General features: G+C 66.6%; 15 protein-coding genes. 12 read left to right on the plus strand and 3 right to left on the minus strand.

Annotation, left to right across the window (positions count from 1 at the left end):
* Nucleotides 1–4: 4 nt before the first annotated feature.
* Nucleotides 5–985: a Bug family tripartite tricarboxylate transporter substrate binding protein gene (locus RSO01_RS26680; protein ID WP_170303379.1), complete on the minus strand. Its 981-nt coding sequence runs from the start codon at nucleotides 983–985 to the stop codon at nucleotides 5–7.
* Nucleotides 986–1,188: 203 nt separating this feature from the next.
* Here RSO01_RS26680 and RSO01_RS26685 point away from each other — a divergent pair, with 203 nt between their 5' ends.
* From RSO01_RS26685 to RSO01_RS26730, 10 genes are all read left to right on the plus strand, one after another.
* Nucleotides 1,189–2,205, plus strand: a complete 1,017-nt coding sequence (locus tag RSO01_RS26685) for an HlyD family secretion protein (protein WP_170303380.1) — start codon at nucleotides 1,189–1,191, stop codon at nucleotides 2,203–2,205.
* Nucleotides 2,190–3,140 carry a heme ABC exporter ATP-binding protein CcmA gene (gene ccmA, locus RSO01_RS26690; protein WP_147153189.1) on the plus strand — a complete coding sequence of 317 codons (951 nt, stop codon included), beginning with the start codon at nucleotides 2,190–2,192 and terminating at the stop codon, nucleotides 3,138–3,140. Before RSO01_RS26685 ends, ccmA begins: the two co-directional genes overlap by 16 nt.
* 2 nt (nucleotides 3,141–3,142) lie before the next feature.
* The gene (locus tag RSO01_RS26695) at nucleotides 3,143–4,312 is read left to right on the plus strand and encodes an ABC transporter permease (protein WP_308933098.1); all 1,170 of its coding nucleotides are present in this window, start codon (nucleotides 3,143–3,145) and stop codon (nucleotides 4,310–4,312) included.
* Nucleotides 4,313–4,345: 33 nt separating this feature from the next.
* Nucleotides 4,346–5,260: a DMT family transporter gene (locus RSO01_RS26700; RefSeq protein ID WP_147153191.1), complete on the plus strand. Its 915-nt coding sequence runs from the start codon at nucleotides 4,346–4,348 to the stop codon at nucleotides 5,258–5,260.
* Nucleotides 5,257–6,027, plus strand: coding sequence for an SDR family oxidoreductase (locus tag RSO01_RS26705; protein WP_147153193.1), 771 nt, complete (start codon nucleotides 5,257–5,259; stop codon nucleotides 6,025–6,027). Before RSO01_RS26700 ends, RSO01_RS26705 begins: the two co-directional genes overlap by 4 nt.
* A gap of 93 nt (nucleotides 6,028–6,120) precedes the next feature.
* Nucleotides 6,121–6,915, plus strand: a complete 795-nt coding sequence (locus RSO01_RS26710; RefSeq protein WP_147153195.1) for an alpha/beta fold hydrolase — start codon at nucleotides 6,121–6,123, stop codon at nucleotides 6,913–6,915.
* Between the two features lie 9 nt (nucleotides 6,916–6,924).
* A complete protein-coding gene (locus RSO01_RS26715; protein WP_147153197.1) occupies nucleotides 6,925–8,091 on the plus strand; it encodes an acyl-CoA dehydrogenase family protein in 1,167 nt (388 codons plus the stop codon).
* Between the two features lie 122 nt (nucleotides 8,092–8,213).
* Nucleotides 8,214–8,606: a hypothetical protein gene (locus tag RSO01_RS26720; protein WP_147153199.1), complete on the plus strand. Its 393-nt coding sequence runs from the start codon at nucleotides 8,214–8,216 to the stop codon at nucleotides 8,604–8,606.
* 99 nt (nucleotides 8,607–8,705) lie between these two features.
* On the plus strand, nucleotides 8,706–9,029 hold the full coding sequence (locus RSO01_RS26725; RefSeq protein ID WP_147153202.1) for a hypothetical protein: 324 nt from the start codon (nucleotides 8,706–8,708) through the stop codon (nucleotides 9,027–9,029).
* A 45-nt stretch (nucleotides 9,030–9,074) separates the two neighbouring features.
* A complete protein-coding gene (locus RSO01_RS26730; protein WP_147153204.1) occupies nucleotides 9,075–10,214 on the plus strand; it encodes an alpha/beta fold hydrolase in 1,140 nt (379 codons plus the stop codon).
* A 155-nt stretch (nucleotides 10,215–10,369) separates the two neighbouring features.
* Here RSO01_RS26730 and RSO01_RS26735 read toward each other — a convergent pair whose 3' ends face one another.
* Nucleotides 10,370–11,677 (minus strand): M28 family peptidase, encoded by a 1,308-nt coding sequence (locus tag RSO01_RS26735; protein WP_147153206.1) that lies wholly within the window; start codon nucleotides 11,675–11,677, stop codon nucleotides 10,370–10,372.
* A complete protein-coding gene (locus RSO01_RS26740; protein ID WP_170303381.1) occupies nucleotides 11,667–12,545 on the minus strand; it encodes a LysR family transcriptional regulator in 879 nt (292 codons plus the stop codon). Before RSO01_RS26740 ends, RSO01_RS26735 begins: the two co-directional genes overlap by 11 nt.
* Before the next feature lie 152 nt (nucleotides 12,546–12,697).
* Here RSO01_RS26740 and RSO01_RS26745 point away from each other — a divergent pair, with 152 nt between their 5' ends.
* Nucleotides 12,698–13,459, plus strand: a complete 762-nt coding sequence (locus tag RSO01_RS26745; protein WP_281291517.1) for an amino acid ABC transporter ATP-binding protein — start codon at nucleotides 12,698–12,700, stop codon at nucleotides 13,457–13,459.
* 28 nt (nucleotides 13,460–13,487) lie between these two features.
* A complete protein-coding gene (locus RSO01_RS26750) occupies nucleotides 13,488–14,294 on the plus strand; it encodes an ABC transporter substrate-binding protein (RefSeq protein ID WP_147153210.1) in 807 nt (268 codons plus the stop codon).
* Nucleotides 14,295–14,308 lie beyond the last annotated feature (14 nt).

Raw genomic sequence — 14,308 nt, forward strand, 5'->3', positions numbered from 1 at the left:
CCGCTTACTCCACCTTGATGCCGGTGTACTCGATCATCTTCTTCCAATAGGCAAGGTCGGCTTTCTGCCGCTCGGCGAAAGCCTCCGGCGTCGTGCCGATCGGATCGAAGCCCAGGGCCTTCCAACGCTCCAGCGAGGCCGGCTCCATCAGCACCTTGTTGATGTCGGCCGAGAGCTTGTCGACGATCGGGCGTGGAGTCTTTGCCGGCGCGAAGATGCCGTACCAGCCTTCGATGGCGAAGTCGGGGAAGCCGGACTCCTCCATGGTCGGCAGGTCGGGCGCGGAGGGCGAGCGTGTGGCGCAGGTCTGGGCCAGCGCCTTGACCTTGCCCGCCTTGGCTGCCGGCAACGCCGAAGGCAGGTTATCGAACATGAAGGCGACGCGACCGCTCATCAGGTCGGGCATGGCAGCCGAGCTGCCGCGATAGGGCACATGCGTGGCGTTGAGGCCGGCGCGCTTCACCATCAACTCGGCCGCCACATGCTGGGAGCTGCCGGGAGCGGCCGAGGCGTAGCTGACGCCGCCATCCTGCTTCTTCGCCCACTCGACGAATTCCTTGGGCGTGTTCGCCGGCACGTTGGGCGCCGTCACCAGCGCCATGCAGGCCGTGCCGATCAGAGTCAGCGGCTGGAAGTCCTTGATCGGGTCGTACGGCAGGTTGGGAAAGAAGATCATGTTGGACGCATTCGTGCTCTGCGTGCCCAGCATCACCGTGTAGCCGTCGGGCTGGGACTTCGCGGTGAAGTCGGTGCCGATCGCACCCGAGGCGCCGCCCTTGTTCTCGACCACGACGCTCTGTCCCCAGATCTCCGACAGCCGCGCGGTCAGGATGCGCGACAGCGTGTCGGTCGGCCCGCCAGCCGGAAACGGCACGACCCAGCGCACCGTTCGGTTGGGATAGGCCTCCTGTGCCATTGGCGCCGCCATCTGCGCCACCAGCACGACAAGGCCTGCAATCGACGCACAAATCCCGCGAGGCAACATCCCAACACCTTTTTTTGCATATCTCCGGTCTCGCGACCCTAACGGAAGAAACATTCAAAACAAACGGCGAGGAATCACGCCTTGCCAAGGGGTTGCATGGCGATAGAGTGGCTGCGAACAACTTCAGCCGCGCCGTGCAATTGCCAGCGTTGCGAAGAATGAAATATCCCCTCGCCGATACGCGTTCACCGGGAGTCGCAGCCATGAAGCTTGCGCTGTTGGTCGGTTCTGCCGCCATCGCTGGAACGGCGATAGCGGCCTATGGTCCGGGCGACCTCTCCCCGTTCTCCCTGAAGTCGAACGCAGCGTCGCCGCGCTACCTCGGATACGTCGAAGGCGAGACGACGCTGGTGGCGCCGCCGGTCGCCGGCCGGCTGGTCTCGCTCGCCGTCGAGCGCGGCGACCGGGTTGAGAAGGGCACCCGGCTGTTCGTCATCGACACCACGCAGGCCGAAGCCGAAGTCGCGCGCACCTCCGCACGCCTCGCCGAATTCCAGGCGCGTCACAGCAACCTGCTGACCGGCAAGCGAATGGAGGAGCAGGACGTCATTCGCGCCCAGCGCCGCCAGGTCGAGGCCACCCTGGTCGCCGCCGAGGCCGATCTCGGCCGCCAGAGCGAGTTGGTGGCGCGGAACATCGCCTCGCGTCACGCCTACGACCAGGCCTTCGCCCAGGTGGCCGAATTGCGCGCCCGTGCGGCCGCCCTGGTCGCCCGCGAACGCGCCGGCGACCTCGCGGCGCGGCAGCCCGAGATCGATGCCGCCGCCGCGATGGTCGAGCAGCAGCAGGCAGCGCTTGCTCGCGCGAAGAACCAGCTCTCCGAGCTGATGCCCGTCGCGCCGGATTCGGCGCTGGTCGAGAACACCTTCTTCAACGTCGGCGAATGGGTGCCGGCGGGCTCGCCCGTTGTGTCGCTGCTGCCCGACTTCCGCATAAAGGTGCGCTTCTTCGTACCGGAGCCCGAGGTCGCCAAGGCGCGGACCGGCACGCGCATCCGCTTCAGCTGCGACGGTTGCCCGCCCGACCTTGGCGCTACCATCGTCTACGTAGCCCCGCGGGCGGAATACACGCCGCCGATCATTTATTCCCAGGGCGCACGCGCCAAGCTGGTCTTCATGGTCGAGGCGCGTCCCGACCCGATGGCCAACTCTCCCCTGCAGCCCGGATTGCCGATCAACGTCGAGTCCTTCTCGGGCTTCAGCACGTGGGCCTCGCGCTGACAATCGGTTCACCGGACACGACGCTGGCGATCGACGTCCACGACCTGGTAAAGCGCTACGGCACGCGCACCGTCGTCGATCGCGTCAGCCTGACGGTGGCGCCGGGCCGCGTCTGCGGCTTCCTTGGGCCCAACGGCTCCGGCAAGACCACGATGCTGCGCATGATCTGTGGTCTGCTGACGCCCGACAGCGGCCATGGCACTTGCCTCGGCCACGACCTAGTGCGCGAGCGCGAGGCGATCAAGCGCCAGACCGGCTACATGAGCCAGCGCTTCGGTCTCTACGACGAGCTCACCATCCGCGAGAATCTCGAGTTCATTGGCCGGGTCTATGCGCTGGACCGCCTGCGGGAGCGGGTCGACGAGGCGCTCGAGCGGCTCGGCCTCGCGACGCGACAGCGCCAGATCGCGGGGTCGCTGTCGGGCGGCTGGAAGCAGCGGCTGGCATTGGCCGCCTGCGTGATGCACTCCCCGCGCCTGCTGCTGCTCGACGAGCCGACGGCGGGCGTCGATCCCAAGGCGCGGCGCGCCTTCTGGGACGAAATTCACGCCTATGCGGCCCAGGGAATGACGGTGCTGGTGTCGACGCACTACATGGACGAGGCAGAGCGCTGTCATGACATCGCCTACATCGCGTACGGCGAGCTGATGGCGCGCGGCACCGTGCGCGAGATCGTGGCGGGCTCGGGCCTGCATGCCTTCGTCGCCTCGGGCGAAGGCGCCGACCGACTGGCCAACCTGCTGCGGCAGCCGGGCATCACCGCCGCGGCGTTCGGCACGACCCTGCATGTCTGCAGCCCCGAGCGCGATGCGCTGCTGGCGGCAATCGCACCCTTTCGCAGCGATGCCACCTTCGAGTGGCGCGAGGCCGATCCAACGCTGGAGGACACCTTCATCCAGCTGATGGCCACGGCGCGGGACAATTCGGAGGGCTGATCGTGTTCTATGGTGCGGCCGTGCGCGGCTTTTTGGTACGGCTTGCCGCCATCGTCATCAAGGAAGTCGTGCCGCTGATGCGCGACCGGCTGAGCTTCTCGCTGATGTTCGCAATGCCGATCCTGGAGCTGCTGCTGTTCGGCTACGCCATCAACACCGATCCGCGCCAGCTGCCGACCGCCGTCATCGCCGCCGATCAGAGCCGCATTACGCGCACCGTTCTGACCGCGCTCGCCAACACCGGCTACATGGTCTTCACGCACCATCCGGAGAGCGAAGCCGAGGCCAACGCCCTGCTGCAAAGCGGTGACGTGCAGTTCGTGATCAGGATCCCTTCGGATTTCACGCGGCGATTGATCCGTGGCGAGCGTTCGCAGCTCCTGATCGACGCCGACGCTACCGATCCCATGGCGATCTCGAGTTCGCTGGCCGCCGCCCGGCCCGCGATCGATCGGGCATTGCGCAACGACCTGGTCGGACCGCTCGCCGAATGGGCGGGCCGCGACGATGCCGTCGAGCTGGTGCTGCATCGCCGCTACAATCCCGAAGGCAAGTCGCGTCTCAACATCATACCCGGCCTCCTCGCCGTCATCCTGTCGGTCAGCATGGTGCTCATGACCGCGCTCGCCATCACGCGTGAACGCGAGCACGGCACCATGGAAACGCTGCTGGCGACGCCGGTCCGGCCGATCGAGGTGATGATCGGCAAGATCGTTCCCTATTTCGCCGTCGGCGTCATGCAGACCGTCGTCGTCCTGCTGCTGGCCTGGTTGCTGTTCGACATCGGGGTCGAGGGCAGCTTTTCGCTGCTGATGCTGGGCACGGCCCTGTTCATCTGCGCCAACCTCGCCATCGGCTTCACCATCTCCACCGTGACCGTGAGCCAGCTCCAGGCCACGCAGGTCTCCTTCTTCGTCCTGCTGCCGACCATCCTGCTGTCGGGGTTCATGTTCCCGTTCCGCGGCATGCCGCAATGGGCGCAGTGGCTGGGCGAGTGCCTGCCGGCCACGCATTTCATCCGCATCACCCGCGGCGTGATGCTGAAGGGCTCGACCTTCGAGGCTGTCGACCAGGAACTGGTGGCGCTGATCATCATCGTGATCGCGACGGCGACGCTCGCCATCAGCCGCTATCGCCTGACCCTCGACGCGGCTGCGAAACCGGCGGCTTGACCCGCGCCGGGCCGCCGGGCAATCCCAAGCGCCATGTCCGCGCCCGTCCTCGACGTGCCCGATTCGCTGTCGCGCCTGATCCCGTCGCGTATGGCGCGCGGCTTCTTCCTCGCCGTCGTCTCCGGCCTGTTCTTCAACTGCCTCAACGTATCGGCCAAGGAGCTGGTGAGCGAGCTGCCGCCGCTTCTGGTTTCGTGGGGCCGCTGGCTGGCCGGCATCGCTTTCATCGCGCCTTACATGCTGTGGCGCGTCGGCCCGAGCGGCATGCGCACGCGCGACCTCAGGCTCCACTGCCTGCGCGGCGTGTTCCATACGCCGGGCTACGGGCTGTGGTACGAGGCCGTCGCCTGGCTGCCGCTCGCCACCATGGCGGCGCTGGGCTTCACCGGCCCGATCTTCGTCACCCTGGGCGCCGTGCTCTTCCTGCGCGAGACTGTGCACTGGCGGCGCTGGGCGGCGGTCGGCGTCGGCTTCTTCGGCATGCTGGTGATCGTGCGGCCGGGCCTGGTGGCGATGAACCCCGGCGTCGTCATGATGATGATGGCCGTGCCGCTGATCGCCGGTGCCAACCTGGTCGCCAAGGTGGTCGCCGGCCGCGACCGACCCGAAGCGGTTGTCCTATGGCAAAGCGTGGTCGGCGCCGTCTGCTTCGCCCCGTTCGGCCTGTGGCTCTGGCAGGCGCCGACCGGCGAGCAGCTCCTGTGGTTCCTGGCGTCGGGCTTCTTCGGCACCATGGGCTACTTCTTCATCACCTGGGCGTACCGCCTGCTCGACATTTCCGCCCTGCAACCCATCACCTTCCTCGGCATCGTCTGGGCCGCCTTGTCGGACGTTGTACTCTGGGGCAAGACCTCTGACGGCTGGACGTTCGTGGGCGCCGCCATCATCGTGGCGGCGACAAGCTACATCGCCCATCGCGAAGCCAGAGGTGGAGGAAAGAAGACATGACCGATCGTCTGGCCGGCAAGGTGGCCCTGATCACCGGCGGCGCCTCGGGCCTCGGCGCCAATGCCGCCGCCCTGATGGTGCAGGAAGGCGCCAGGGTCGTGGTCGCCGACATCGCCGTCGATCGCGGCAAGGCGGTGGCCGACAAGCTGGGCTCGGCCGGCCATTTCGTGAAGCTCGACGTCACCAGCGAGGACAACTGGCAGGCCGCGATCGGCGAAACCGTCGACAAGTTCGGCGCGATCCACGTCCTGCTCAATTCGGCCGGCGTCGGTCTCGGCAAGACCGTCGAAGACATCACGCTCGAGGAATGGCGCAAGGTCCATGCGATCGACCTCGACGGCGTGTTCCTGGGCTGCAAACACGGCGTCCGCGAAATCAAGAAGCACACCCACAAGCTCGGCGGCTCGGTGATCAACATCTCGTCGATCTCCGGCATCATCGCCGGCGCCAACATGGCGGCCTACAACTCGGCCAAGGCAGGCGTGCGGCTGCTCAGCAAGTCGGTGGCGCTGCACTGCGCCAAGTCGGGCTACAACATCCGCTGCAACTCGGTGCATCCCACCTTCATCGACACGCCCATCCTCGACCGCTACCGCGACCGCTTCGGCAACGAGGTGATGCAGCAGAAGCTCGGCCGCCAGGTGCCGATCGGACGGCTCGGCCGGCCCGAGGAAGTGGGTTGGGCACTGGTCTTTCTCGCCTCCGACGAATCGAGCTTCATGACCGGCTCGGAGGTCGTGATCGACGGCGGGATCTCGGCAATGTAACCCGCTGTCACCCCGAGCGAAGCGAGGGGCCTTTACGGCAACAGGAAAGGTCCCTCGCTTCGCTCGGGATGACAGCAAGTTTGGAGACCAACAATGCTGCTCTCTCTCAACAACCGAAAAGTCTATTTCGATCTCGCCGGTCCGCAGGGCGCGCCGACAGTGTGCTTCACCCATTCGCTGAATGCCGACGGCGGCATGTGGGTCGAGCAGATGGTGCCGCTGCTGGCAGCGGGCTATCGCGTGCTGCGGCTCGACATGCGCGGCCATGGCGGCAGCGCGCCGGTCGACGGCGACTACACGATGGACGCGCTGGCGGCCGACGTGAAGGGCGCGCTCGACGTGCTCGACATCAAGAAGGTGCATTACATCGGCCTGTCGATCGGCGGCATGATCGGCCAGGGCTTTGCGCTCGCAAACCCCGGCAGCCTGCTGTCGCTGACCCTCTGCGACACCCAGCCGTCGACGCCGCCCGGCTCGGCGGGGACATGGGAAGAACGCAAGGCGACCGTGCGAACCAAGGGCCTGGCGGCGCTGGCCGACGCAACGATGGAGCGCTGGTTCACCGACGAGTTCAAGAAGGTGAACCCGGTGCGTTGGCGCGAGGTCCGCGACACGATCAGCGGCACCACGCCCGCGGGCTCGGCAGGATGCATGTCGGCGATCCAGAACTTCGACTATCTCGACCGGCTGCCCACCATCAAGACCCCGACCCTGGTGATCTGCGGCGACGAGGACCAGGGCACGCCGCCCGACCGCAACCAGCTCATCGCCTCCAAGATCCCGGGCGGCCGCTACGAGGGCATCGCGGCAGCGCGTCACCTGCCCAACGTCGAGCGCCCGGACCAGTTCAACCGCATCATGCTGTCCTGGCTGGCAGCGAACCGCTAAGGCATCACCATGGATTTTGCGTTTTCTGAAGACCAGCTCGCCATCAAGGACAGCGTCGCCAAGCTGTGCGCCCAGTTCGACGACAGGTATTGGCTGAAGAAGGACAAGGAAGGCGGCTTCCCCGACGACTTCTATCGCGCCATGGCCGATGCCGGCTGGCTTGGCATCGCCATGCCCGAGGAATATGGCGGCGCGGGGCTCGGCATCACCGAGGCGGCGCTCTTGATGCAGACCGTAGCCGAGTCCGGCGCGGCGCTGCAGGGCGCCTCGGCCATCCATCTCAACATCTTCGGGCCGAACCCGATCGTCGTGTTCGGCACCGAGGAGCAGAAGAAGCGCATCCTGCCCGACATCATCAAGGGCAAGATCAAGGGCTGCTTCGCCGTCACCGAGCCCGACGCGGGGCTGAACACCACGGCGCTCGATACCAAGGCCGAGCGCGACGGCAACGGCTACATCGTGCACGGCAAGAAGACCTTCACCACCACGGCCTCGGTCGCCGACAAGATGCTGCTGATCGCCCGCACGACGCCCAAGGACAAGTGCAAGCGCGCCACGGACGGGCTGTCGCTGTTCTACACCGACTTCGACCGCTCCAAGATCGAGGTGACCGAGATTGACAAGATGGGCCGCAAGGCGATCGACACCAACCAGGTGTTCATCGACGGGCTGAAAGTGCCGCTCGAGGACCGCATCGGCGAGGAAGGCAAGGGCTTCCACTATCTGCTGCATGGGCTGAACCCCGAGCGCGTGCTGATCGCGGCCGAAGCGATCGGCATCGGCAAGGCAGCCCTCGCCAAGGCCACGCAGTACGCCAAGGAGCGTATCGTGTTCGGCCGCCCGATCGGCAAGAACCAGGCGATCCAGCATCCCCTGGCCGAGAGCTGGATGCAGCTCGAGGCCGCCAACCTGCTCACCTTCAAGGCGGCTTGGCTCTACGACAACGGCAAGGAATGCGGGGCGGAGGCCAACTCGGCCAAGTACCTCGGTGCACGCTCTGCCTACGATGCCTGCGAGCGGGCGATCCTCACCCATGGCGGCTACGGCTACGCCAAGGAGTTTCACGTGGAACGCTTCCTGCGTGAGGTCCTGATCGCGCGTATCGCCCCTGTGAGCGAGCAGCTCATCCTGTGCTACGTCGCCGAGCGCGTGCTGGGGCTGCCGAAGAGCTACTAGATCCACTCTTCGTGCCGCCGCCGCAGCAATTGCGGCGGCAATGCGGCGAGTTTTGTCCCAAAGGTGCAACCCCTACCGGCAGCGGCGCGTTTGTCAGGCAGCAGACTAATGGAGTCGCAGCCATGACCAACAGCCACGTGCACGCTGCCATCGCGCTCGGTGGCGCGTTGATTGTAAGCGCCTTCGTCGCGTTCGTGCCGCCGATTCCGCCGGCGTCCGCGCAGAGCCACGCGCAGCGCATCTGCCGCGAGCAGGGCATTTCACCTCAAAGCGACGGCTACGAATATTGTCTGTCGCAGGCGACGCGCGCCTTGTACTGGGGCGAGCCTGGTCTCGCGCGCAGCTTCGCCCGGGTGACCGCCAGCGCCCGCGAGGCCTGCCTGGGTTACGGCCTCCAGCCGCAGACGACGGGTTTCCAGGCCTGCCTCGAGCGTGAGACCTATGCTCGGGGCCTGATGGTGCACGCCGACTCAGCAACGCCTGAGTATGGGCCGCAGATCGCTGATCATCCGTAGGGCCGTCCGCCACATAAACATCTCATTCCCACGAGCAACTGGCCTTGGCCCCTGCCGTTGGCCTGACAGGACCAATGGAGACGAGAAAGAAGGCAGGCCGTGCTCCGTTACAATCTGATCATGCTGGCGGTAGGCGGCCTGACGATGGCGGCCATCACCCCTCGCGACCAAGCCGATGCCCAGTCGGGCCAGTCCTTGGCCTTCGCTGAGCATGCCTGCCTCGAATACGGCGTCACACCGGGGACTCAGACGTTCGAGCGATGTGTCCTGGGTGCCGCCAAGGCGTTCGACCGCGGAGAGCCCGACGTTGCCTATGCCGAGGCGCGCGTGGCACGCGCGTCCCGGGAAGCATGCAAGTCATCCGACAAGACGCCATACGCCAATGACGGCAGCGGATGCGCTGACGGGCTGACCAAGCAATAGATGAAGGGGCTGCCCTTCCAGGGAAGCGTCGCGTAGGCTCGGGCCATGCAACCGCTTCCCTCCTCCGTACTTCCCGACGGCGTCCGCGCCCGCATCCTGCCCGGCATCAACGGCCTGGACATACATCTCCTCGAGGCCGGCTACGAAACGCCCGGCCGACCGGCCGTGCTGCTGTTGCACGGCTTCCCTGAGCTCGCCTACAGCTGGCGCAAGGTGATGCCGGCGCTGGCGGCAGCCGGCTACCACGCCATCGCGCCCGACCAGCGCGGCTATGGTCGCACGACGGGCTGGGACGCCGACTACGACGGCGACCTTTCGGGCTTCCGGTTCATGAACCTGGTGCGCGACGCGATCGGCGTGCTGTTCGCGCTAGGCCATCGCACGGCGGAGTCCGTGGTCGGGCACGATTTCGGCGCCTCGGTCGCGGCCTGCGCCGCGCTGATCCGGCCTGACATCTTCAAGCGCATGGTGCTGATGAGTGCGCCGTTCGGTGGACCACCGTCGGTGCCGTTCGATACGGCCGGCAAACCCGCCGCCGCCAAAGGCTACGATATCCATGCCGCAATGGCCGCGCTGCCGCGGCCACGCAAGCATTACCAGTGGTACTACTCGACGCGGCCGGCCAACGAGAACATGTGGAAGGCCAAGCAGGGCGTGCACGATTTTCTGCGCGCCTACTACCACCACAAGAGCGCCGACTGGAAAGCCAACAAGCCGTTCGAGCTCGCCGGCCGGACCGCCGAGGAGTTCGCCAAGATGCCGACCTACTACATCATGGATCTCGCCGACGGCATGGCGGAGACGGTCGCCAAGGAGATGCCGTCGGCCGCCGAGATCGCGGCCAACACCTGGCTGACCGAGCGCGAACTCAAGGTCTACAGCGAGGAGTACGAGCGCAACGGTTTCCAGGGCGGGCTGAACTGGTATCGCGTACGCACGACCGGCAGGGCGAACGGCGAGCTGGAGGTGTTCAGCGGTCGCACCGTCGACGTGCCGTCGACCTTCATCTCGGGCCGCAGCGACTGGGGCATCTACCAGACGCCGGGCGCCATCGACCACATGCAGAAGACCGCCTGCACCAGGATGAAGGAGATCCACCTCATCGAGGGCGCCGGGCACTGGGTGCAGCAGGAGCAGCCGGACGAGGTGAACCGACTGCTGCTCGGGTTCCTGAAGTCGAGCTAGCCTCTTGCCGGACCGCGGGCCTCCAGGCCCGCTCATGGTCTTCGTCTTTGCCGGGAGCGCGCCATTCCAGTGGCGCATCATGTGCTGTTTCAACACGGCACTGGAGTGCCGCGCTCCCGGACATGAGCGGGCCTGGAGGCCCGCGGTCCGCAGAATTACTTCCGCCACCGCGCCGCTTCGGCCGGGTCGGCGTTGCAGGCGGCGGCGACGAGGGCAGCGGTGAACAGCGTCGCCATGCGCAGTTCGCCCTGGCCCACCTTGTCGCGCGTGTCGGCGGGAGTCAGGACGACGCGCAGGTTGGCAGCGGGATCGTCGAAGCCCGCGACCAGCCGCAGGGCCGGGATACCGCCCTGCGCGAAGTTGGCGTGGTCGGAATTGGTCATCAGCGGCCGCACCGTGCGCACGTTGAGCCCATTGGCCTCGGCCGTGCCCAGGATGAACGGCTCGACGCCGGCAAAGCCGCTCGAGAGCGCCGCGAGGTTGGGACTGCCCGCCACCGAGTCGAGATTGACGTTGAGCGCGATCCTGGCGCGCTCGGCGGCGCTCAGCGCCTCGACATACTGCGCCGAGCCGGTCAGCGCCCACTCCTCGACGCTGAAGAACATCACCCGCAGGCCCCGTCGGAAGCCCGCGGCGCGCGGCGCCAGCGCGCGCGTCACGGCAAGCACGCTCGCCAGCCCCGTGCCGTTGTCCATGGCGCTCTCGGCGAGGTCGTGGCCGTCGACATGGGCGCTCAGCACCACCCATTCGTCGGTCTTGCCCGGATAGTCATAGAGCAGCGTCTCGGTCTCGGCCGGGCTCTCCTCTGTCTCGATGGTCATCGTCACCGTCGGATAGGCCGAAGCGCGCCGCGCCAGCCGCGCCGCGGTCTCGGGCGCGATGCCGAGGGCCGGGATGCCGTCACCCGCCTGTCGGCCCGACGAGCCCGCCACGACATGACCGCTGAGGGGGCCCGCAATGAGAAAGCCCACCGCACCATGGGCACGTGCCGCGTCGTACTTGCGGCGGCGATGGATGGTGCCGGCGGCGAACATCAGCTCATGGCGCACCAGCACGATGCGTCCTTTTATCTCGGCCGAATGCGCCTCGAACTCCTCGGGTGTGCCGCGGCCGAGGTCGATCACCTCGGCCGTCAGGCCGGCGGCCGGCGTCGCGATGCTGCGCACCAGTGGGTGGCAGGGGGCATGGCAGGCGGGATGGCTGCCATCGGCCAGGCGCAGCGTTGCCTTCCGCGCGCGCCAGCCGCCGTAGGGGACGGGGATCGAACGCCCCGAATTCGCAGGCGACGCCGCCTTCACGCGCTCGCGCAGGAGCGCGAAAGCGCGCTTCTCGCTCTCGGTGCCGGAAAGCCTGCCGCCGCAGTCGCAGATGTCGTTGAAGTCGCGCCACAGGCCGGTGTCGGCCAGCAGCTCGGCCGCGATGGCACCGTCGAGACGCCAACGAGTGAGGGGATCAGCCGCCAAGCTTGGCCTCCAGCAATTCGAGGAACGAAGCCGCAAGCGTCGAGGGCTCGCGGTCGCTGCGATGGAACACGCCGATCTCGTAGAGGATCGCGGGCTCGAACGGCCGCGCCACCAGGCCGAGATGGCCGAAGCTTTCCGCCGACATCGGATCGACCAGCGCCCAGCCGGTGCCGGCCGCCACGAGGCCGCAGAGGCTCGCCAGAAACTCCGCTTCGACCACGCTGTTGAGATGCGCGCCGGCGGCGGCGAAGACGGCGATGAGCCTGGCCGGCAGCTGCAGCGAGCGCGCCGGCGCCACCATTGGCAGGCCCGACAGGAGCTTGGGCGTCAGCACCTTGCGCGCGGCCAGCGGATGGCGCGGCGGCAGCACCACGACGCAGCGCATTTGGTGGCGCGAAAGCTTGACCGAGGTCTCGTCGAGCGGCAGCTCGGCGATGCCGATGTCGAAGCTTTCGCTCGGCAGGAGCTGGCTCACCACGTCGGAATGACGCGAGATCAGCCGCACCGACACGCCGGGACGGGTGGCCAGGAACTCGGAGACCAGCTTGGGCAGCAGCGAGATCGCGGCCCAGGGATGGCTGGCGATGGCGAGGCGGCCAGCCTGGCCCTCGCGGATCTGCGCCGTCGCCGTCTGCAGGCGATCAACCTCGCCCAGCACGCGCGTGGCCTCGGCGTAGAACAGCATGCCTTCGGACGTGAGCTTCAAACGGCCGCCGGACCGCTCGAACAATGCGAAACCGACCGTCTCCTCGAGCCGCGCGATCTGAGTGCTGACGGCCGGTTGCGTGACGCCCATGGCGCCGGCGGCCGCCGTGACCGAGCGATGGTCGACGACGGCGCGAAAAGCTTCCAGAAGGCGAACATCCATGGAGGTATAAAGCCTGTTTATTGAACTTCGAGCCCAGAGACACGGCATTTCTAGCAAAATCTTTGCCGATGTCGGAACAGAAGTCTTTCGGGCATACGAATTGCTTATGGCGTGAAGTGGGTTAGGCTCGTACCGGAGGGGAAGGATGGGGGATGGCGGGAACGCCGATCATCGTGGCAGAGGACGTGACCAAGCGGTTCGGCACGCATCAGGTGCTGACCCGCGTCTCGTTGCCGGTGATGGAGCGCGACGTGGTGTGCATCGTGGGCCCGTCGGGCTCCGGAAAGACCACGCTGCTGCGCTGCTTCGCCCTGCTCGAGAAGCCGAGCGAGGGTCGCATCGTCATGCAGGACACGACGATCTCCACGCCCGAGCCGGACCGCCAGACCAGAGCCGCCGCGCGGGCGGTGCGTTCGGACATCGGCATGGTGTTCCAGCACTTCAACCTGTGGCCGCACATGTCGGTGCTTGAGAACCTGATCGAGGCGCCGTTGCGGGTGAAGCGCATGCCCAGGGATGAGGCAGTCGCTGTGGCCGAGAAGCTGCTGGCCAAGGTCGATCTCTCCGACAAGCGCGACGCCTATCCGGCGCGTCTGTCGGGTGGCCAGCAGCAGCGCGTGGCGATTGCCCGTGCGCTCGCCATGTCGCCCAAAGTGCTGCTCTTCGACGAGGCGACCAGCGCGCTCGATCCCGAGCTGCGCCGCGAGGTGCTGATGGTCATGCGTCAGCTCGCCCGCGAGGGCATGACCATGCTGGTCGTCACGCACGAGATGGGCTTCGCGCGCCACGTCGGCACGCGCACCGTGTTCATGGACCGCGGCGAGATCGTCGAGGCGGCGCCGGGCGCGGCGTTCTTCGATGCGCCGAAAACGGAGCGCGCCAAGCGCTTCCTGCAGCAGTTCGAGGATGAGTGACGGGGAAGGTCAACCAAGGAGACCGATCATGGGTGTGACGAAGATACTGGGGGCACTCGCCCTCACCGCAACGTTGGGGGTCATGGCGTCGTCCGGCGCCGAGGCGCAGCAGACGCAGTCGCGGCTCTACGACGTGACCAAGAGCAAGAAGGTCAGGGTCTGCCAGTTCCCGCTCTACTATTCGATCTCGTTCCGCAATCCCAAGACCGGCGAGATCGAAGGCATCGACGCCGATCTCGCGAAGGAATTCGCCAAGGAGCTCGACGCCAAGCTCGAGATCGTGGAATCGAGCTTCGGCAGCTTCATTGCCGACCTGCAGGCGGGCAAGTGCGAGATCGGCATGTTCGGCGTCGGCGCGACGATGAAGCGTGGGCAGGCCGTGGAATTCTCCAAGCCCTATCTGCTGACCAACCTCTATGCCGTCACGCGCAAGGACAGCAAGGTCAAGAAGTGGGAGGACATCGACCAGAAGGGCATCAAGGCCGCCGTCTCGCTCGGCAGCTACATGGAGCCCTTCATGAAGGGCTACGTGAAGAACGCCGAGGTCGTCTCAGTGGCGCCGCCCAACACGCGCGAGGCCGAGCTGGTGGCCGGCCGCGTCGACGTTATCATCACCGACTTCCCGACCGCCATCAAAGTGACCGACGAGTTCGACTGGGCGACCTACATTTTGCCCAACGAGAAGCTCGCCATCACGCCCTATGCCTACGTCGTGCCGCAGGGCGACCAGATCTGGCTGAACTACGTCAACCTGTTCGTCGACACCATCAAGCTCGACGGCCGGCTGCTGAAGTACGCCAAGAAGCACAAGCTCGACCCGATCGTGGCGCCGTAAGGTGTTCTTCGGAG

The sequence above is a fragment of the Reyranella soli genome, from assembly GCF_007992495.1.
Lineage (GTDB): Bacteria > Pseudomonadota > Alphaproteobacteria > Reyranellales > Reyranellaceae > Reyranella > Reyranella soli.